This is a genomic window from Rhodoferax sp. GT1R46 (assembly GCF_056521285.1).
The window spans coordinates 297,191-315,299 of record NZ_JBWMBC010000002.1 but is presented as its reverse complement, the minus strand read 5'-3'; the positions used below and the strand labels follow the sequence as shown (position 1 = coordinate 315,299).

Genomic DNA, 18,109 nt, shown 5'->3' with positions numbered 1-18,109 from the left:
CCGCAGGCTGTGGCCCTTTGCCCTAATTTGAGAGGTCACGCAATGAATGGCGTCAGTGGTATTTGGCTGCAATTTGGCCTATGCGCCCTCCTGATTGGCCTGGCTGGCTATCAGCTTTCGCGATATGGCGATGCCATCGCGCAGCGTACAGGCTTGTCTGGCAGCTGGATTGGAATGGCGTTGTTGGCTACCGTCACATCCCTGCCCGAACTGGCTACGGGTATCACTAGCGTCACGCTTGCCCATGCGCCGAATCTGGCGGTGGGTGATGCGCTGGGTAGTTGTGTGGTGAATCTGGTTTTTCTGGTGATCATCGATTCCATTTATCGGCAAGAGCCGGTCTGGCGCCGCGCCAGTCAAGGGCATGTGCTGGCCGCAGCGTTCGGTGTGGTGATGTTAGGCTTTACGCTGGTCAACCTACTGATGAGTCAGATCGTGCCGTTGGGTGGCGGACTGCGCGCCTCGGTACCGCAAATGGGCTTTGGTCTGGGTACACCCGTGCTGTTGTTGTACATGGTGGCCATGCGCACTGTCTTCACCTATGAACGTGCGCATGCGGTGCCGGTGGTCGATGCGTTGGGAGAATCCATCCCCCCACTGCGACAGGCCGTGACCCGTTTTGCGATGGCCGCCGCTATGGGCTGGAACCGGACCTTTGTAGGCAGCCTATTCGTTGCGTTGATCACATCCTTGCCTGAGTTGGCCGTTACGTTGTCGGCCCTGCGCATTGGCGCGCTGGATATGGCCATCGGCAACCTCCTGGGCAGCAACCTGTTCAATGTGGCGATCATCGCGGTGGACGACTTGTTTTACAGCCCCGGTTCGCTGCTAGTCGATGTGTCCATGGTGCATGCCGTCACCGCAGGCTCCGCCATCATCATGACCGGCCTGGCCACGATTGGTCTGTTCTTCAAACCTTCCTCCCGCGTGCTGCGTGCCGTAGGTTGGGTCAGCTTGGGGCTGGTGGCCATGTACCTGCTTAACACCTACGTTCTCTATCTGTATGGCGAATAAGTCACCCCCACCCAAAGTACAGATGCCCGATGACTGGCACCTGCGTGATGCCCGTGAGCTTGCCCGCGCGCACGGTGTGGACCCGGAGCAGGGTCTTCGCGAGGACCAGATTGCCCACCTCGCGCTCCAGCATGGCGCCAACCAGCTGCCGACCAGTGCAGGCCGCAGCGTGTGGTCCCTGGTGATGGACCAGTTCAGCGACTTCATGATCCTGGTGCTGATCGCGGCGGCTGTCATTTCGGGCGTGGTGGGCGATCTGGTGGACACCCTCGTGATCCTGGTCATCGTGCTGCTCAATGCGGTCATTGGGTTTATTCAGGCCTGGCGTGCCGACCAGGCGCTGGCTGCGCTGCAGCGCCTGTCAGCAGCCCAGGCTACGGTGCTGCGCAGCGGTCAGGTTCAACAGGTGCCAGCCCATGTGCTGGTGCCGGGTGACATTGTGTTGCTGGAGGCTGGCAACAAGGTGCCGGCCGATCTGCGGCTCATCGAGATTGCACAGCTCAAGTTGGATGAATCGGCCCTCACGGGCGAGTCAGTCACGGTGGATAAACACGCTGGCGTACTCATGGGCACGGTGCACGCGCTGGGTGACCGGCTCAATATGGCCTTCAAGGGCACCACGGCTACCCACGGACGCGGCCGTGGGCTGGTGGTGGCCACCGGCAGGGCCACCGAGCTGGGCAAGGTGGCGGGCTTGCTGGAGCAGGACGACAACCGCAGCACGCCCCTGCAACTGCGCCTGGCCGCGTTTGGCAAGCGGGTGGCGTTGGCGGTGCTGGCGATTTGCGGTGTGATTTTTGTCGTGGGTGTGCTGCGCGGCGAGGCTCCCCTGCAAATGGTTCTGGTGGCGATCAGCCTGGCCGTGGCCGCCATTCCGGAGGCACTGCCTGCCGTGGTTACCGTTTTGCTGGCGCTGGGCGCGCGCAAGATGGTGTCGTTCAACGCGTTGATCCGCCGTTTGCCCTCGGTTGAAACGCTGGGTTCGGTCACCACTATTTGCTCCGACAAAACCGGCACGCTGACGCAGAACCGCATGCAGGCCGAGTGCCTGGTGGCCGGAGATGGCGATGGCACCGCCTGGACGCCGGGCCTGGCGCCACCCGATGCCAGTCAGGCCGCCCACACCGAACTACTGCGCGGGATTGCTCTGTGCAACGATGCCACCCGGTCGCAGGACGGCAGCTGGCAAGGCGACCCCACAGAAACTGCTCTCACCGATGTAGCCGCTGGCGCGGGGCTGGATAAAGCCGTGCTGGACGCCGAGTGGCCCCGGGTGCTGGAGCAGCCGTTTGACGCGGTGCGCAAGCGCATGACCACCTTCCACCGCACGCAACAGGGCTTTGTGGCCTACACCAAGGGCGCACCCGAGTCCGTCATTCCCGTGTGCACCACCCAATGGCAGCAAGCCCATGGGAGCGGAACACACCCCCTTGACGCCGCTGCCTGGCTGGCACGTGCCGAGGCGCTGGCCGCGCAGGGACTGCGGGTGCTGGCGGTAGCCCGGCGAACCCATGAACATCTGCCCGAGGCGGGCGGCGAAATCGGGGCGGTAGAGAGCGATCTGTGTTTCATCGGGCTGGTGGGGTTGATGGACCCGCCGCGCCCCGAGGCGGCGGCGGCGGTGGCTGAATGCAAGGCGGCAGGCATCACGCCGGTGATGATTACCGGCGACCACCCCGCCACCGCGCGCGCCATTGCGCATCGGCTGGGTATCGTGGACGACGCACAGGCACCGGTGCTCACTGGCGCCGATCTGGCAAGCCTGGACGAAGAGGCCCTGATGGCAAAGGTGCGCCGCGTGCGCGTCTACGCCCGCGTAGACCCGGCGCAAAAAATCCGTATCGTCCTGGCTCTGCAAGCCCAGGGTGAATGTGTCGCCATGACCGGCGACGGCGTGAACGATGCCCCTGCTCTCAAGCGGGCCGACATCGGCATCGCCATGGGCAAGGGCGGCACGGACGTCGCCCGCGAGGCCGCCAGCCTGGTGCTGCTGGATGACAACTTCGCCACCATCGTGGGTGCCGTGCGCGAGGGGCGGCGCATTTACGACAACATCCGCAAGTTTGTGCGTTACGCCATGACCGGCAACTCTGGCGAGATCTGGACCATCTTTCTCGCGCCGCTTCTGTTGCTTCCGATTCCCTTGTTGCCCATCCACATTCTGTGGGTCAACCTGGTCACCGACGGGCTGCCGGGTCTGGCGCTGGCGGCCGAGCCCGCCGAGCGCGGCATCATGCAGCGCCCACCCCGGCCACCGACCGAGAATCTGTTTGCCAACGGCATGTGGCAGCACATTCTGGGCATTGGCCTGCTGATCGGTGGCCTGTGTCTGGGCGTGCAGGCCTGGGCCATTTCAACGGGGCATGCGCACTGGCAGACGATGGTGTTCACCGTGCTCACTTTGTCGCAGATGGCGCACGTCATGGCCATACGGTCCGAGCAGGACCCGTTGTGGCGCATCGGTGTGGCCAGTAACCGTCCTCTGCTGGGCGCCGTGCTCCTGACCTTTGTGCTGCAAATGGCCACCATCTACGTGCCGGTGCTCAACCCGATATTCAAGACCGCGCCGCTCAGCCTGCCCGAATTGGTGATTTGCCTGACCGCCTCGCTGTTTGTCTATGCGGCGGTCGAACTGGAGAAGGCGTGGCGGCGGCTTCGTGTGGCACCATGACAAAAAAATCCTCCCCCGTTCACCACCTGGAGCTTCGCGTGCGCGAACTCGGGCAGTTGTTCAACTCCATGGACCCAACGCCCTTTCTGAATAAAGACCTGGACCGCGAGGCGGAAGCGTTCATCGAGACCTGGGCAATGGGGTTGCCCACCGACAGCCGCCTGCATCTCACGATCCACCTGGAGCACCTTCCTGCCGAAGGCGACCCCGGCGCGCTGGTGACCGAGGCGGTTCACAACCATTATTCCTACAAGGCAGACCGCGTGCGGGGCGACCTCGCTGATCTCTTCAGGCAGGGCAGGGCGAGCCTGCTGATCGGTTTTGTATTCGTTGCCGTGTGCCTGATTGCTGCGGACGGCATGGCACAGCTGGGCCAGGGTACCGCCTTCACCATCGCGCGCGAAAGTTTGACGATTGTTGGCTGGGTTGCCATGTGGCGGCCACTGCAGATTTTTCTCTACGACTGGTGGCCGCTGGTCCGGCGCATGCGTATCTACCAGGCGCTCAAGCGGGCGCACGTTCGCGTGGTGCAGGGCAAATGACGCAGCCTTTCAGTCGGGTGCACGGACCTTACTGACCCTTCCACACCGGCTTGCGCTTCTCCTGAAACGCCTTCTGGCCTTCTTTGGCGTCCTCGGTCAGGGTGAACAGGGCAATCTGGCTTTCGGTAAACGCCATGCTCTCTTCAAACGCCATGGCTTCCACCTTCTTCATGGTGTACAGACCCCGTCGAATGGCGGCGGGCGATTTATCGAGCATGCGGTCTAGCAGCCATTGCAGCTTCGTATCGACATCGCTATCGGCATCGCTCACGTAGTTCACCAGGTTGTATTCCAGCGCCTGCGCCGAGGTGATGGGCTCGCCCGTGAGGCACATCTCGGCCAGCTTGCGCCGGGGTATCAAATGCTGCAACACGCTGAGCACCTGCGCCGGGAAAACGCCCACTTTGACTTCGGGCAGGCCAAATACGGCGTGGCTGGCCGCGACCGCCATGTCGCACATACTCATCAGCCCCATCCCGCCCGCCATGCAGGCGCCGTTGACGCGCGCAATCAGTGGCACATGGCTGGCCTTGGCCACGCGCAGCAACTGTGCCAGGTGGCCGTGGGGTTCGGAGTAGTCGGTGGTGAAGGCATTGGCCGATTGCAAATCAGCCCCGGCGCAAAACGCCTTGCTGCCCGCGCCGGTGATCACGATGGCGCGGATGTCGCGCCGGATCTGCGCCGCGCTGATGGCCTGCGCCATGCCAGCAAGCACAGTGTGGCTCATGGCATTGCGCCGCTCTTCGCGGGTGATGGTCAGCCACAAAACGGGGCCGCGTTGTTCTGCCGATAACTCGGCGGTGGATAAGAAGGTGGGGGATGGGCTGGCGTTGTTGTTCATGGAGTCTCCTGATCGCTATTTTGCGCCTGGTTCTTTCCTGTACATTTATCCAAAATATTCAGAAGCTGTCGTTCGGCCACCCATTCTCTCTAACCAGGCATTTCACAGAATCGTTGTGACGCTCACAAACTTGAACTTTTTTGACGGTGTGGCAATCGCGTCAAGCTGCATCGCTTTTTTCCTTGCGTGGGCGTTTTCACGCCTGCGGCTGATTGGCCACAGCCCGAGTACGGGCTTGCTGTCGCTTGCGATGGTGCTGGGCGGCTTTGCCTGGTTCACCTCCGCGGTCTATGGCCACTTTGTCTACCGGGGTTTCATGGTCCCATTTTTGGTCGTAGTGGTGCCGGCACTGCTGGCAGTCTCCTGCCTGATCGTTGGGCTATTGAACTTTATTGCGCAGGGCAGCACGCCATGGAAGCGATTGCTGAGCGCGGTGATTTTGCAGATTTTCACGACCAATTTGATCTGGGTAGCCGGTGGGCCGCGGTGGGCCACTGATTTGATACTGTCAATCGTCATTGGCAGCGGTGGGGTGTATTGCCTCATGCTGCATCGAAAAGCACCCGAGGCCGGCTATCTGCCGATAGCGATTGCCTTGTTTTCTTACCCCCTGACCTGCATTGCCATTCATGTTCTTGGCGTTGGCGTCGAAGACCAGCGGCAACTGCTCGGCATTCCCTTTGCCCTGATTGGGGTCATGGTTCTATTTGTCGGATTCTTTCGCTCTCATGGTCTGTTGTCGGGGCAGTTGCGCCAGATTGAGCGGGCCGACGAAAAATTACGTGAACTGGTTTACCACGACGAAGTGACTGGCCTGCGCAGCGCGCATGCACAGCGTGTACGGATGGAAGAATTGCTGGAACGTAAAGCAGCGTTTTCCCTGATGACGATCAATCTGGATGAATTCCAGCTGGTCAATGACAACCTGGGGCCGGCAGGCGGAAATGCGGTCATTGCCGAAGTGGGCAAGGTCATTGCCAGGTTTGCCGGACAGTCTGGCGAGGTCGCGCGCGGAACGGGCGCTGAATTCACGGTGCTTGTCGAGAGCCGCAGCGATGCAACTTCGTTAACGCAAATGGCAAGCGGAATTTTTGAAACCTTGGCATCGCCGCTTCACTACGAAGCGCTGAACGTCTATGTCACCCTGTCTGTTGGCGTTGCCAAATACCCCGTGGACTCGACCCGTGTTGACGAGCTGTTTCGAATGTCTGACGTCGCCTTACACGAAGCACAGCGCATCGGGGGTAGCTGTGTTTGTGAATTTGATTCGTGGATGGATCTGGTGCTTCAGACGCATGTCTGGCTCGATCACAATATTCGCGCCGCGCTCGATTCGGGGCAATTCGAGTTGCATTACCAGCCCAAACTATTGATGGCCAACGGCATGGCCGAGGGTGTGGAGGCACTGCTGCGGTGGAAACACCCCGCGCGTGGAAACATCAATCCAGATCAATTCATTGGCCGGGCAGAAGTCAATGGGATGATTATTCCCCTCGGTCGATGGGTCATCGACACTGCAGCAAAGCATGCTGCTGCATGGGCATCGCGTGGACGCCGTGTTCGCGTCGCCATCAACCTGAGCGCCAGGCAACTGAACGACAAAGGGCTGCTCGCATGCCTGGAAGCGGCACAACAAACGGCCGATGGGCTACTGGACATCGAGCTGACCGAGAGCTGCCTTGCGCACAACGAAAACGAATCCATGCGGTTCATTTCCAAGTGCCGTGAAATGGGCTTTGGCGTTCATCTGGATGATTTTGGTACCGGGTATTCGTCCCTTTCCCGCCTGCACAGTCTCCCGCTCACGATGATCAAACTGGATCGCTCGTTCATTTCCCCCATTGGCAAGGACGACAAGGCCCATGCGCTTCTGCGTGCCATGGTCAGCATTGGCAAGGAGCTTGATTTGCAGATGGTTGCCGAAGGCGTTGAAACACAGGAGCAGGCAGACTATCTCCGCGTGCTGGGCGTGACTTACGCACAAGGCTGGCTCTATGCCCGCGCCATGGACTCTGAGCAGCTGGATGCCTGGTTCCATGAAAACTTGCTGACCAGCACAGGAAAAATCGGTGGCTGGTCGGTTGTGAACTGATCCTGTGCGGTCATATTGACGGGCGGTACCCGGCGCGGCGGGCAATCTGCTGATTTTCCCTGTGCAGCACCGGGTACCATGCGGGCAACAAATTCTGAAAGACACCCGACCGTGGAGGATTCCCAGCCCCGCATTGCAATCGAGAACGCAGCCGACGGCGTGCGCGCGGTGCTGCTCGGCCGCTGGGGTGCTGCAGACCTGGCAGACCCGGCAAACTGGGCGGGCGTGCAGAAGGCTCTGCAGGGGTTGCGGGGTGCAGGCACGGCTGGTCCGTGGGATTTGCGCCAGATTCAGCGTCTGGACCACACGGGTGCACAGCTCCTGTGGAACACCTGGGGGCGCCAATGGCCAAGCGAGGTGCACACCCTGCCAGCCCAGCGCGCCGTGCTGGAGCGCGTTGCGCGGTTTTCGGTAGCGCCGCCGCCGCGTGGCCGCCAGACCGCTTGGGGTCTTTTGCTGGCGCTTGGCGTCTGGGTCTACCGCATTGAAGGGCACGTAGCGGATGCACTGCGACTGCTCGGGCAACTGCTGATCGACAACCTGCGCCTGTGGCGTGCGCCGGAGAAGGCGCCGTGGCGCGACATTTCAGGCCATCTGTACCGCATTGGTGCCACGGCATTGCCGATAACCGCACTGGTGGGTTTTTTGATTGGCGTGGTGCTGGCCTATTTGATGTCGCAGCAGCTGCGCCAGTTTGGGGCCGATGCCTTCATCGTCAACATTCTGGGTATGGCGCTGATTCGTGAGCTCGGACCGATGCTGGCCGCCATTCTGATTGCGGGCCGGTCGGGTTCGGCCATCACCGCGCAGATTGGCGTGATGCGGGTGACCGAAGAGCTCGATGCCATGAAGGTCATGGGTATCCCGCGCGGTTTCCGGCTGGTGATGCCACGCGCCATCGCCATGTCGGTGGCCATGCCCTTGCTGGCGGTATGGACGACGGTGGCTGCCTTGTTGGGGGGCATGCTGGCATCCGACCTGGTCATGGGGCTTACTCCCGCCTATTTTGTGACCGCACTGGCCAAGGCGGTGGAGGTGTCCAACCTGTGGCTGGCGGTGGGCAAGTCGGCCGTCTTCGGGCTCCTGATCGCGCTGATCGCCTGCCATTACGGCTTGCGTATCAAGCCCAACACGCAGAGCCTTGGTGAGGGCACCACGGCATCGGTGGTGACCTCCATCACCATGGTCATTCTGGTGGATGCCCTGTTTGCCGTCGTGTTCAAGAACGTTGGCATATGAACGTCGTTGAAATCAAAAAACTGTGGTCCGTATTCCGCACAGCGGGCGTGGATTCCGTGGTGCACCAGGACCTGGACCTCACCATTGCGCAGGGTGAGCTGCTCTCGATCGTGGGGGGCTCGGGCGGCGGCAAGACGGTGCTGTTGCGCCAGATTTTGGGGCTGGAGACGCCCACGCGCGGCAGTGTCACCGTGCTGGGGCATCCTGCAGATGAGCTGACGCGTGCCGGTGCGGCCAGCCGGGTGGGCATGCTGTTCCAGCAGGGCGCCTTGTACTCCGCATTTACCGTGCTGGAGAATATTGCCTTTCCGCTGCGCGAGCTGCGCCACCTGCCCGAAGACCTGGTGCGCGATGCCGTCATGGTCAAGCTGCAGATGGTGGGGCTGGACCCTGCCCATGCGCACAAGATGCCGGCCGATTTGTCGGGCGGCATGGTCAAGCGGGTGGCGCTGGCGCGGGCCCTGATCATGGATCCGCCCTTGCTGTTGCTCGACGAACCCACCGCCGGACTGGACCCCGACCGCGCCGATGCTTTTTGCACTCTGCTGCGCTCCTTGCACCAGGAGCTGGACCTGACGGTGGTGATGGTGACGCACGATCTGGACACCATTTACGAACTCAGCACGCGCGTGGCCGTGGTGGCCGACAAGCATGTGATTGTGGATGCACCCATTGCGGATGTGATCGGCTTTGAACATCCGTTTGTGCGCGAATTTTTTCTGGGTGGCCGGGGCCTTCGCGCCATGGAATTGTTGCGCCAGCCCCCCGGTGCCGTGTAAAAAGAGAAACCTATGGAAAACAAATCACATGCCATGGCCGCAGGCGCCTTTGTGGTGGCGGTCGCCGCCCTGCTGGTGGCGCTGGCCGTCTGGCTGACCCGCGACACGGCCGAGCAGCGCGTGTTCGAGCTCTCCAGCCGCGAAGGTGTGACCGGCCTGCAGCCGCAGGCGGGCGTGCGTTACAAAGGCGTTTTGGTCGGCCGCGTCACATCCATAGGGCTGGACCCCGTGGCAAAAGGCAACGTGCTGGTGCGCATTGGTGTCAATGACAGCGCGCCCATTACCCCGTCCACCTTTGCCTCGTTGGGCTTTCAGGGGGTGACCGGCCTGGCCTTCCTTCAGCTCGACGATTCAGGCAAGTCGACCGAAGTTTTGGCTACCAACGCCGCCAAGCCGGCACGCATACCCATGCAGCCGGGCCTGTTCTCCCGTCTGTCCGATCAGGGGGCCAGCCTGCTGACCCAGATGGAAGAAGCCAGCCGCCGCGCCAACCAGTTGTTGGCCGAGCAAAACCAGAAGCAGCTGATGGACGCCGTGGGCAACCTGGGCCAGGCGGCGGCCAGCATCAACCAGCTGGTGCGCAAGGTGGACCAGGCCAACCTGCCGGCACTGGTGCAGGACGCAGGCGTCACGCTCAAGAGCATGCAGGCCACGTCAGTGCGGCTGGGCGACAGTGCGGATGCCGCCAGAACCTCCGCCGACGCGTTCAAGCGCATGTCCAGCCGCATGGCGGAGCCGGGCGGCACGCTGGACAAGATTGCCCAGGGCACCGAGGCCTTGGTGGTTACCGGGCAGACGCTCAGCGCCTCGCTGGTTCCCCGCCTCAATCGCACGGTGGATGACACCGCCCGTGCGGTGCGCCAGGTGGGCCGCGCCGCCGACGCCGTCAACGAGAACCCGCAGTCGCTGATTCTGGGCCGGGGCACGGCACCCCCTGGCCCCGGTGAGCCCGGCTTTGCTGCCCCGGGTGGCCGATGAATCGTCCGTCTGAATTCTTGAAAGATGCTATGAAATCAATAGCTGCTTGCGCAGTATCTACGGGGGCTAGAGGCCTATTTGTCTTGATTTTTGCCGGGCTGTCGGCCTGCTCGGTGCTGAAGACGCCGGTGCGCCCGCTGGCCTATGACTTTGGGCCTGGCCCGGTGGCGCCGGTCGCCGCCAACCGCATGGCGCCTCTGCCCACGCTGGCGGTCGCCGATGTGGAGGCGCCCCCATTTCTGGACACCTCGGCCATGCTCTACCGCTTGGCCTACACCGAAACCCAGCAACTCAGCGCCTATGCGCAGGCCCGCTGGAGCATGGCGCCGGCCCAGCTGATGCGCCAACGGCTGCGCGAGCAACTGGGGCAGCGCCGCACCGTGCTCAACCCGGCGCAAGGCGCGGCAGCGCGTGTGCCAGTGATGGTTTTGCGCGTGGAGCTGGAAGAGTTCAGCCAGTTATTCGAATCGCCCAACCAGAGCAGAGGGTTGCTGCGTGTGCGTGCGACCCTGGGTCAGGCGGGTGCGGTCGGCGAGAAGCTGCTGGCCCAGCGCAGCTTTGTGGTGACGCGACCCGCAGCCAGCGCAGACGCGGCAGGCGGCGTGCGCGCACTGACCGCGGCAGCCGACGCCGCTATTGGGGAAATCGATGCCTGGGTGCAGCAAGTGGAAGCGGCCGGCACGGAACGCTGAAGGGGCGCAGGCCTAGCGCCCCAGGGCCGGAAACAGCTTGACCAGCCCGTCCGACATCACTTCCACCGCCAGTGCGGCCAGTATCAGCCCCATCAGCCGGGTCATCACGTTGATACCGGTTTTTCCCAGTACCCGCGCAATGGGCTGTGCCATTGCGAAGCACAGGGCCGTGGCCAGTGCAATCACCACGCCATAACCTACCAGGGTGCTTAGTTGCAGAAAGGTCTTGGCCTTTTCCGCATAGATCACGACGGAGGACATGGTGGCCGGACCCGTGAGCAGCGGAATGGTCAGCGGCACCACGGCAATGCTGGCACCCATAGCCGCTTTTTCTGCGCCGTCTTCCAGCTCGTGCGAGGTGGTCTTGGCCTCGGCGGGTCGGGAGTTGAGCATGTTGAGCGCGGAGGTCAGCAGCAGCATGCCGCCGCCCACCTGAAAGCTGGCCAGCGAAATGCCAAAAAACTCCAGAATATGCAGCCCTGCCAGCGCACAGACGGCAATCACCACAAAGCAGCTGAACGATGAGATCAGAATGGTCCGCTGGCGCTGCTCGCGTGAAAAGCCGTGCGTGTAGTGAATGAAAAATGGCACGATGGCCAGCGGGTTCACGATGGCCAGCAGCGTGATGAGGGGTTTGAAATCCATGGTTTGCCTTTTAACGTAGCGATTCAGTCGCCATTCAGCGGCCACCGGCCACATCAATCATGGCGCCGGTGGTGTAGCTGGAGTCCGCGCCCATCAGCCACAGGATGGCTTGGGCCACTTCCAGTGCAGTGCCGGAGCGCTGCATGGGCACTAGCGGTGCCATCTGGCGCGCCCGGTCGGGCTGGCCGCCACTGGCGTGGATGTCGGTCTCGATGATGCCTGGACGCACTGCATTGACGCGAATGCCCTCAGTGGCCACTTCCCTGGCCAGACCCACGGTGAAGGTGTCAATGGCGCCCTTGCTGGCGGCGTAGTCCACATACTGCCCGGCACCACCCAGGCGGGCGGCCGCACTGGATACGTTGACAATGGTGCCGCCCACACCGCCATGCCGGGTGCTCATGCGCTTGACCGCTTCGCGGGCGCAGACAAACGCGCCCAGCACGTTGGTGTCAAACATGCGCTTGAGTCGCGCCACGTCCATTGCATCAACCCGGGATGCCACATCTACCACGCCGGCGTTGTTGACCAGCGCGCAGAGGGTGCCCAGCTTGGCGTCGATCTTCTCGAACATGGCCATCACCTGCGCCTCGACGGCCACATCGGCCTGCACCGTGATGGCGGTGCCTCCGCCTGCGCGGATCTGGCGCACCACCTCATCGGCCGCGAGCGAATTGGCGGTGTAATTCACCGCCACGCCGTAGCCATGCTGCGCCGCCAGCAGGGCGGTGGCAGCACCTATGCCGCGCGAGCCGCCAGTGATCAGGACGATAGGGTTCATGGGTTCATGGAGATCGGGGTCTGCACGGTTTGGGGATTCGGGTTAAAAACAGGGGCGAGCGGAACGATACACCACCGTGCAACCCGGCCCCGCTGCAACCCCAAAACAAGGAGACATTGTGAGCACGACCGTTGACTACTATTTCACACCGCAAAGCCCCTGGACCTATTTGGGCCATGCGCGCTTTCAGGCCATGGCGCGTGCTGCCGGTGCCAGCGTGCGCATCTTTCCGGTGGACTTTGGCAAGGTGTTTGCGGTCTCGGGCGGGTTGCCTCTGGGCAAGCGTGCCCCGCAGCGCCAGGCCTATCGCTTGGTGGAGCTGGCCCGGTTTCGGGACGCGCTGAATCTGCCGCTGCACGTGCAGCCTACGTTTTTTCCGGTGGTGGGGGACGACGCTTCGCGTCTGATCATTGCCGTTGATCTGCAGGATGGAGTAGACGCGGCCATGCGGCTCAGTGGCGCCGTGTTTGCCGCTGTATGGGAACAGCAGCGCGACATTGCCGATGCCTCCACGTTGGCTGCGCTGCTGACGGAGAATGGCCTGGACGGCGGGCGCTTGGCCGAATCACGCAGCGAAGCGGTGCAGCAGCGCTACGAAGCCAACACCCAGGCCGCTATGGACGCCGGTGTGTTCGGCGCGCCCAGTTATGTGGTCGACGGCGAGATTTTCTGGGGCCAGGACCGGCTCGACTTTGTTCAGCACCGTTTGAACTTCGTTTAGCGCCTGGGTATTCATTTCATTTAAAGGATTTTTATGACAACTGCCTTGCAGCTCACTGCCGCCGACGGCTTTTCCTTTCCCGCCTACGTCGCCAAACCGGCGGGCCAGCCCCAAGGCGCCATTGTGGTGTTGCAGGAGATTTTTGGCGTCAATGCGCACATCCGTACGGTAGCGGACGGCTATGCTGCGCAGGGTTACCTGGCCATTGCACCGGCCACCTTCCACCGGGTCCAAGCCGATGTCGAGCTGGGCTATACGCCGGACGACATCAGTGCGGGAGTCGCACTGAAGGCCGCAGTCGAGGCGCTGCCTGCGCCCGGTGTTCTGCAGGACATTCAGGCCACGGTGCATTACGCCGCGCAGTTTGGCAAGGTGGGTGTGGTGGGCTATTGCTGGGGCGGCCTGCTCACCTGGCGTGCGGCGTGCACGCTCACCGGCATCAGTGCGGCCGTGCCCTACTATGGCGGCGGCATGACCATGGCTGCCGAGGTGGCGCGCGTGCCGCTATGCCCGGTGCTGGTCCACTTTGGGGACCAGGACCAGTCCATTCCGCTGGATGGTGCGCTGGCCTTCCAAACGGCGCAGCCCGGCGTGCAGGTGGAAATCTACAAGGCCTCGCACGGCTTCAATTGCGACCACCGGGGTGCATACAACGCGCCAGCCGCCCAACTGGCGCTGGAACGCACGCTGGCGTTCTTTGCCCAGCACCTGGGGTAATGCCGTGGCGGCGCAGCAAGGGGTTCGAGGTTTGAAGGATTTTCTGGCGCTGGCCCCCGTATTCATTGCGCAAGAAGCTATCATTTGTGTAGCATGCGTGCTGCCGGCCACCGCTGCCGACTACACCGGGCCTCTGCTGGACGCGCACCTGCACTACAACGAAGAGGCCTGGAACGGCCAGGCCGGCCCGCACCCGGTCAGCGACGTGCTGGCGCGCATGCAACGCAATGGCGTGCGGGCCATCGTCTCCAACTCCCGTCCCAATGACGGCACGAAACGGCTGGCCTCGACTGCACGCGACGTCACGGTGGTTCCCTTCATCCGCCTGTACCGCAACCGGGCCGACTACGACAACTGGTTCAGGGATGAGTCCATTTACGACCTGGTGCAAACCGAATTCGCCAAGGGCACGGCCAGCGGCCCGTACCAGGGAATAGGCGAGTTTCACCTGTACGACAGTGCCAATGCCAATGGAGCGGTCGCCAAAAAGTTGATGGTGTTTGCCGAGGAAAAAAACCTGGCCGTGCTGGCCCACGTGGACGATGTGGCCATCGACCTGCTGATGGCCAACACCCCTTCCAGGGGCCAGAAAACGCGGCTCATCTGGGCGCACACGGGTATTGGCGGGGCGCCGGTGGCCCGGGTCGATGCGCTGCTGGCCCGATACCCCTTGCTCATGGGAGAACTGTCCTACCGCCCGGGTCTGACCTGCGCCGACACCCAGGGTGCAGAGCGTTTGTGTCCCGAGTGGCGCACGCTGCTGCTCAAGTACCCCGGCCGCTTCCTGATTGGCTCGGACACCTGGGTCAACCAGCGCTGGCTGTATTACGACGACCTGATGAAAGGTTACCGCACCTGGTTGGGTGATTTGCCACCGGACGTGGCCCGGAACATTGCGTGGAATAGCGGCGCCGCCCTCTTTGGCCTGCCGCTTTTGGAAAAATGAGCATGATTCAACTGCACTACTACCCCAGCACTGCCAGCATGGTTCCCCATATCCTGCTGGAAGAGTTGGGCGTTCCTTTCGAGCGTGTGCTGGTGGACCGCACCGTGAATGCCCACAAGGAGCCAGCCTATCTGCAATTGAATCCGAACGGCCTGCTGCCCGCGCTTACCGACGGTGACCTGGTGCTGTACGAGACCGCGGCCATCTGCCTCCACCTGTGCGACACCCAACCACACGCCGGGCTGGCCCCTTCCGTGGGAACGGTGCAGCGAGCCCAGTTTTACAAATGGCTGGTTTGGCTGACCAACACTCTGCAAAGCACGCTGATCATTTATTTTTATCCTGAGCGCTGGGTGAACGAGGGCAACGCCAGTGGTGCGATAGAAGTCAAGGCGCATGCGCAAACCCGGGTCTCCAACTTGCTTGACCAGCTGGACGCGGAACTTGCGCGGCACGGCGGCCCGTGGTTCATGGGCGATTCATTCAGTGCACTGGACCCCTATGTGTTCACCCTGTGCCGATGGACTCGCAATTTTTCCAGCGACCCGGCGCGTTCCAGGTTGCACATCGGACCCTATCTGCAGCGCATGCTGGCCCGACCCGCGGTGCAGCGCGTACTGGCCAGCGAAGCGCTCAGCGCGCCCTTTGTGTAGCCCCGGTTTGGCCGGTTGACTCAGCTTGCCGGTCTAACGGGTGGAGCGGGCCAGATAGCGCTTGCGCCAGAACAGCACCACCAGCCCGGATGCAATCACCGTCATAAAACCCATGGCAATCCACAGACCGGTCTGCTGGTGTATCAAGGGCAAGGCGTCAAAGTTCATGCCGAAGAAGCCGGTAATCAGGTTCAGCGGCAAAAAGATGGCGGTCAGCACGGTGAGCGTGCGCATGATCTCGTTGGTGCGGCTGCCCTGCACGCTGAAGTGCATCTGCACTGCCGTTTCCGCGCTTTGCTCCAGGCGGCGCACATGGTGCACCACGCGCTCAATGTGCTCCAGCACATCACGGCTGCGCACCTGCAGCAAATCGCGCTCGCGCTGGCCTGCCGGGGTGTCCGCGTCGGGCCAGGTTTTCAGGGCCTCAGTCCAGTCCTGAAGGGAGGCCCGCTGGTCTTCGCAGATTTCGTCCAGGTGGTGCAGCGAGAGCCGCGCTTCCAGCAGCGCGCCCCAGTTGTTGAAACGGGTTTTGGGGTTGATCAGTTCCGTTTGCCAGTGGTCCAGTTGGTGGGTCAGTTCACGGCGTAATTCCAGAAAGCCGTCCACCATCTGGTTGATGATGCGCAACATCAAATCAGCGGGACTGGCCGGCATGCGCGCACCCACCGCCCGGGATTCGACGGTGGCGGCCTGCAGCAGCTTACTCGCATAGGCATCGCGCACCGCGCAATCGGTGGGGTGCACCGTGAGCAGCACGCGGTCAAAGACAGCAAAGCCCACCGGGCTGGTGTCAATGCGCCGCAAAATCGGCGGACCGCCCCGCTGCGGCGCGTGGTGCAGGGGCTGGCCGGGGTTTTCCAGATCGGTGGGGCTGTTGCCGGCGGCGAGCCGGCGGAACACCAGCACATCGTATTGCGAGGTGTAGTCGTAGTGCGATGGCAACTGGTTGTTGATGAGGTCGGAGATGTGCAGATCCACCAGCTGCTGGCCACACAGGGCTTGCAGCATCGTCTGGACCTGGGTTTGCAGCACTTCAAACTCGCGCCGCGCGCAGGCCACCCATACAAAGCCCTGGGCCGGCAGGCCGCCGTGGGTCAGCGCCTCCAGGTCCTGGGTTTCGGTCACACTGCTGGTCTGGATGTTGAAGATGCGCATGGGCTATGATTTTTGTAGCAACCGGGCGGCATCACGGGCAAAGTAGGTGAGCACACCGTCGGCCCCGGCACGCTTGAATGCCAGCAGGCTTTCCATCATCACCGCATCGTGGTCGAGCCAGCCGTTCTGTGCGGCGGCCTTCAGCATGGCGTATTCACCGCTGACCTGGTAGGCAAAGGTGGGAACCTTGAATTCGTCCTTGACGCGGCGCACCACGTCCAGGTAGGGCATGCCGGGCTTGACCATGACCATGTCAGCGCCTTCGGCAATGTCCATGGCCACTTCGCGCAGGGCCTCGTCGGTATTGGCCGGGTCCATCTGGTAGACCTTTTTATTGCTCTTGCCCAGGTTGCTGGCGGAGCCCACCGCATCGCGGAACGGGCCGTAAAACGCGCTGGCGTACTTGGCGCTATAGGCCATGATGCGGGTGTGGATGTGGCCCTTGGCCTCCAGCGCGGCACGGATGGCACCAATGCGGCCGTCCATCATGTCGCTGGGGGCGACGATGTCCACGCCGGCATCGGCCTGGGTCAGCGCCTGCTGCACCAGCACGGCGATGGTTTCGTCGTTCAGGATGTAGCCGTTTTCCTCGGGGCGGGTGTCGGGCAGGCCGTCCTGGCCGTGGCTGGTAAACGGGTCCAGCGCCACATCGGTCATCACGCCCAAGTCGGGAAATTCCTTTTTCAGCGCCCGCACTACCCGGGGCACCAGGCCATCGGGGTTCATGGCTTCTTTGCCGTCGTATGTTTTGAGCGACTGGTCCACCACCGGAAACAGGGCCATAACCGGGATTCCCAGCTTCACGCAGTCTTCTGCCACCGGCAGCAGCAGGTCCAGGCTCAGTCGCTCCACGCCGGGCATCGAACCAATGGGCACGCGCTGGCCCTGGCCGTCCACCACGAATACTGGATAAATCAGGTCGTGGGCCGTGAGCGTGTTTTCGCGCACGAGATTTCGGGTAAAGCTGTCGCGGCGCAGGCGGCGGGGGCGACCAAGGGGGTAGGGGGCGTAAGGCGTCATGGGGAAAATTGTGCCTTATTTCAAAATATTTCTAAATTCTTCTTGTCACAGCGCTGTAACCTTGGTAAATTCATCCCCGGGTAGCTTGCTACCTTCCGCTTTTCCTCCCTGAGCGGAGCCTTGATGTGTGACAGCAAATAGGCTTACCACCCCAGCTCCGTGCTGGGGTTTTTTTTGGCCTAAACTGCCGGCATGCTTTGGGTCAAATCATTCCACATCGTTTTCGTCGCCAGCTGGTTTGCCGGTCTGTTTTATCTTCCGCGTATCTATGTCAATCTGGCGATGGTTCCTGCCGGATCAGACGCCGAACGTGCGCGCCTGCTGCTGATGGCACGCAAGCTGTTGCGTTTCACCACCATTTTGGCGGTCCCTGCCGTGGGGCTGGGCCTTTGGCTGTGGCTGGGTTATGGCATCGGCAGCGGCCCTGGCAACGGCTGGTTGCACGCGAAGTTGGGCGTCGTGGTGCTGTCGCTGGGATACCACCATGCCTGCGGCGTCATGTTGAAAAAATTCGAAACCAATGCCATCGCCCGCAGCCACGTGTGGTTTCGCTGGTTCAATGAGATTCCGGTATTGATGTTGGTGGCGGCCGTCATTTTGGTGGTGGTCAAGCCCTTCTGAAA

General features: G+C 62.3%; 18 protein-coding genes. 13 read left to right on the top strand and 5 right to left on the bottom strand.

All coding sequences use genetic code 11. From position 1 onward, the window contains the following. Nucleotides 1-42 precede the first annotated feature (42 nt). Genes AC097W_RS06950 through AC097W_RS06940 form a run of 3 tightly spaced genes read left to right on the top strand, consistent with a single transcriptional unit; the run spans nt 43 to nt 4,227 of the window. Nucleotides 43-1,014: a sodium:calcium antiporter gene (locus AC097W_RS06950; protein ID WP_479601754.1), complete on the top strand. Its 972-nt coding sequence runs from the start codon at nt 43-45 to the stop codon at nt 1,012-1,014. Further along, entirely contained in the window at nt 1,004-3,685 is a 2,682-nt protein-coding gene (locus AC097W_RS06945) for a cation-translocating P-type ATPase (protein WP_479601753.1), read from the top strand. The genes AC097W_RS06950 and AC097W_RS06945 overlap by 11 nt, the downstream gene beginning before the upstream one ends. After that, a complete protein-coding gene (locus tag AC097W_RS06940) occupies nt 3,682-4,227 on the top strand; it encodes a hypothetical protein (protein WP_479601752.1) in 546 nt (181 codons plus the stop codon). Before AC097W_RS06945 ends, AC097W_RS06940 begins: the two co-directional genes overlap by 4 nt. 28 nt (nt 4,228-4,255) lie before the next feature. Here the strand turns inward: AC097W_RS06940 and AC097W_RS06935 are convergent, their stop codons facing one another. Further along, nucleotides 4,256-5,068 (bottom strand): enoyl-CoA hydratase/isomerase family protein, encoded by an 813-nt coding sequence (locus AC097W_RS06935; RefSeq protein WP_479601751.1) that lies wholly within the window; start codon nt 5,066-5,068, stop codon nt 4,256-4,258. Between the two features lie 115 nt (nt 5,069-5,183). Here AC097W_RS06935 and AC097W_RS06930 point away from each other — a divergent pair, with 115 nt between their 5' ends. The 5 genes from AC097W_RS06930 (at nt 5,184) to AC097W_RS06910 (ending at nt 10,848) form a co-directional block, all read left to right on the top strand. Continuing rightward, the gene (locus tag AC097W_RS06930; RefSeq protein WP_479601750.1) at nt 5,184-7,160 is read left to right on the top strand and encodes a putative bifunctional diguanylate cyclase/phosphodiesterase; all 1,977 of its coding nucleotides are present in this window, start codon (nt 5,184-5,186) and stop codon (nt 7,158-7,160) included. 111 nt (nt 7,161-7,271) lie between these two features. Next, nucleotides 7,272-8,399: an MlaE family ABC transporter permease gene (locus AC097W_RS06925; protein WP_479601749.1), complete on the top strand. Its 1,128-nt coding sequence runs from the start codon at nt 7,272-7,274 to the stop codon at nt 8,397-8,399. Beyond that, nucleotides 8,396-9,178, top strand: coding sequence for an ABC transporter ATP-binding protein (locus tag AC097W_RS06920; protein WP_479601748.1), 783 nt, complete (start codon nt 8,396-8,398; stop codon nt 9,176-9,178). Before AC097W_RS06925 ends, AC097W_RS06920 begins: the two co-directional genes overlap by 4 nt. Before the next feature lie 12 nt (nt 9,179-9,190). After that, entirely contained in the window at nt 9,191-10,156 is a 966-nt protein-coding gene (locus AC097W_RS06915) for an MlaD family protein (protein WP_479601747.1), read from the top strand. 29 nt (nt 10,157-10,185) lie between these two features. Continuing rightward, nucleotides 10,186-10,848: an ABC-type transport auxiliary lipoprotein family protein gene (locus AC097W_RS06910; RefSeq protein ID WP_479601746.1), complete on the top strand. Its 663-nt coding sequence runs from the start codon at nt 10,186-10,188 to the stop codon at nt 10,846-10,848. Between the two features lie 12 nt (nt 10,849-10,860). On the opposite strand, the gene AC097W_RS06905 is transcribed toward AC097W_RS06910, so the two are convergent. Beyond that, the gene (locus AC097W_RS06905; protein WP_479601745.1) at nt 10,861-11,493 is read right to left on the bottom strand and encodes a MarC family protein; all 633 of its coding nucleotides are present in this window, start codon (nt 11,491-11,493) and stop codon (nt 10,861-10,863) included. A gap of 34 nt (nt 11,494-11,527) precedes the next feature. Next, nucleotides 11,528-12,274 (bottom strand): SDR family oxidoreductase, encoded by a 747-nt coding sequence (locus AC097W_RS06900; RefSeq protein WP_479601744.1) that lies wholly within the window; start codon nt 12,272-12,274, stop codon nt 11,528-11,530. A 118-nt stretch (nt 12,275-12,392) separates the two neighbouring features. Between AC097W_RS06900 and AC097W_RS06895 the strand changes: the two genes are divergently transcribed. The 4 genes from AC097W_RS06895 to AC097W_RS06880 all read left to right on the top strand — a co-directional run bounded on the left by AC097W_RS06895 (nt 12,393) and on the right by AC097W_RS06880 (nt 15,311). Further along, nucleotides 12,393-12,995 (top strand): DsbA family protein, encoded by a 603-nt coding sequence (locus AC097W_RS06895; protein WP_479601743.1) that lies wholly within the window; start codon nt 12,393-12,395, stop codon nt 12,993-12,995. Nucleotides 12,996-13,028: 33 nt separating this feature from the next. After that, nucleotides 13,029-13,712 carry a dienelactone hydrolase family protein gene (locus AC097W_RS06890; RefSeq protein ID WP_479601742.1) on the top strand — a complete coding sequence of 228 codons (684 nt, stop codon included), beginning with the start codon at nt 13,029-13,031 and terminating at the stop codon, nt 13,710-13,712. A 64-nt stretch (nt 13,713-13,776) separates the two neighbouring features. Next, nucleotides 13,777-14,658: an amidohydrolase gene (locus AC097W_RS06885; protein ID WP_479602074.1), complete on the top strand. Its 882-nt coding sequence runs from the start codon at nt 13,777-13,779 to the stop codon at nt 14,656-14,658. 2 nt (nt 14,659-14,660) lie between these two features. Beyond that, the gene (locus tag AC097W_RS06880; protein WP_479601741.1) at nt 14,661-15,311 is read left to right on the top strand and encodes a glutathione S-transferase family protein; all 651 of its coding nucleotides are present in this window, start codon (nt 14,661-14,663) and stop codon (nt 15,309-15,311) included. A 33-nt stretch (nt 15,312-15,344) separates the two neighbouring features. Here the strand turns inward: AC097W_RS06880 and AC097W_RS06875 are convergent, their stop codons facing one another. Both AC097W_RS06875 and hemB read right to left on the bottom strand, forming a co-directional pair. Then, complete coding sequence (locus tag AC097W_RS06875) at nt 15,345-16,466, bottom strand: magnesium transporter CorA family protein (protein ID WP_479601740.1); 1,122 nt, start codon at nt 16,464-16,466, stop codon at nt 15,345-15,347. Between the two features lie 3 nt (nt 16,467-16,469). Further along, nucleotides 16,470-17,486, bottom strand: coding sequence for a porphobilinogen synthase (hemB, locus tag AC097W_RS06870; RefSeq protein ID WP_479601739.1), 1,017 nt, complete (start codon nt 17,484-17,486; stop codon nt 16,470-16,472). Nucleotides 17,487-17,678: 192 nt separating this feature from the next. On the opposite strand from hemB, the gene AC097W_RS06865 reads away from it, so the two are divergent. Next, nucleotides 17,679-18,107, top strand: a complete 429-nt coding sequence (locus AC097W_RS06865; protein ID WP_479601738.1) for a CopD family protein — start codon at nt 17,679-17,681, stop codon at nt 18,105-18,107. The last annotated feature ends 2 nt before the right edge of the window (nt 18,108-18,109 follow it).

What these genes read in the sequence shown, in the direction of transcription:
- hemB (WP_479601739.1), bottom strand. Translation starts at nt 17,486, where the DNA reads ATGACGCCTTACGCCCCCTACCCCCTTGGTCGCCCCCGCCGCCTGCGC.
- AC097W_RS06915 (WP_479601747.1), top strand. Translation starts at nt 9,191, where the DNA reads ATGGAAAACAAATCACATGCCATGGCCGCAGGCGCCTTTGTGGTGGCG.
- AC097W_RS06920 (WP_479601748.1), top strand. Translation starts at nt 8,396, where the DNA reads ATGAACGTCGTTGAAATCAAAAAACTGTGGTCCGTATTCCGCACAGCG.
- AC097W_RS06950 (WP_479601754.1), top strand. Translation starts at nt 43, where the DNA reads ATGAATGGCGTCAGTGGTATTTGGCTGCAATTTGGCCTATGCGCCCTC.
- AC097W_RS06900 (WP_479601744.1), bottom strand. Translation starts at nt 12,274, where the DNA reads ATGAACCCTATCGTCCTGATCACTGGCGGCTCGCGCGGCATAGGTGCT.
- AC097W_RS06945 (WP_479601753.1), top strand. Translation starts at nt 1,004, where the DNA reads ATGGCGAATAAGTCACCCCCACCCAAAGTACAGATGCCCGATGACTGG.
- AC097W_RS06865 (WP_479601738.1), top strand. Translation starts at nt 17,679, where the DNA reads ATGCTTTGGGTCAAATCATTCCACATCGTTTTCGTCGCCAGCTGGTTT.
- AC097W_RS06880 (WP_479601741.1), top strand. Translation starts at nt 14,661, where the DNA reads ATGATTCAACTGCACTACTACCCCAGCACTGCCAGCATGGTTCCCCAT.
- AC097W_RS06940 (WP_479601752.1), top strand. Translation starts at nt 3,682, where the DNA reads ATGACAAAAAAATCCTCCCCCGTTCACCACCTGGAGCTTCGCGTGCGC.
- AC097W_RS06910 (WP_479601746.1), top strand. Translation starts at nt 10,186, where the DNA reads ATGAAATCAATAGCTGCTTGCGCAGTATCTACGGGGGCTAGAGGCCTA.
- AC097W_RS06935 (WP_479601751.1), bottom strand. Translation starts at nt 5,068, where the DNA reads ATGAACAACAACGCCAGCCCATCCCCCACCTTCTTATCCACCGCCGAG.
- AC097W_RS06905 (WP_479601745.1), bottom strand. Translation starts at nt 11,493, where the DNA reads ATGGATTTCAAACCCCTCATCACGCTGCTGGCCATCGTGAACCCGCTG.
- AC097W_RS06875 (WP_479601740.1), bottom strand. Translation starts at nt 16,466, where the DNA reads ATGCGCATCTTCAACATCCAGACCAGCAGTGTGACCGAAACCCAGGAC.
- AC097W_RS06890 (WP_479601742.1), top strand. Translation starts at nt 13,029, where the DNA reads ATGACAACTGCCTTGCAGCTCACTGCCGCCGACGGCTTTTCCTTTCCC.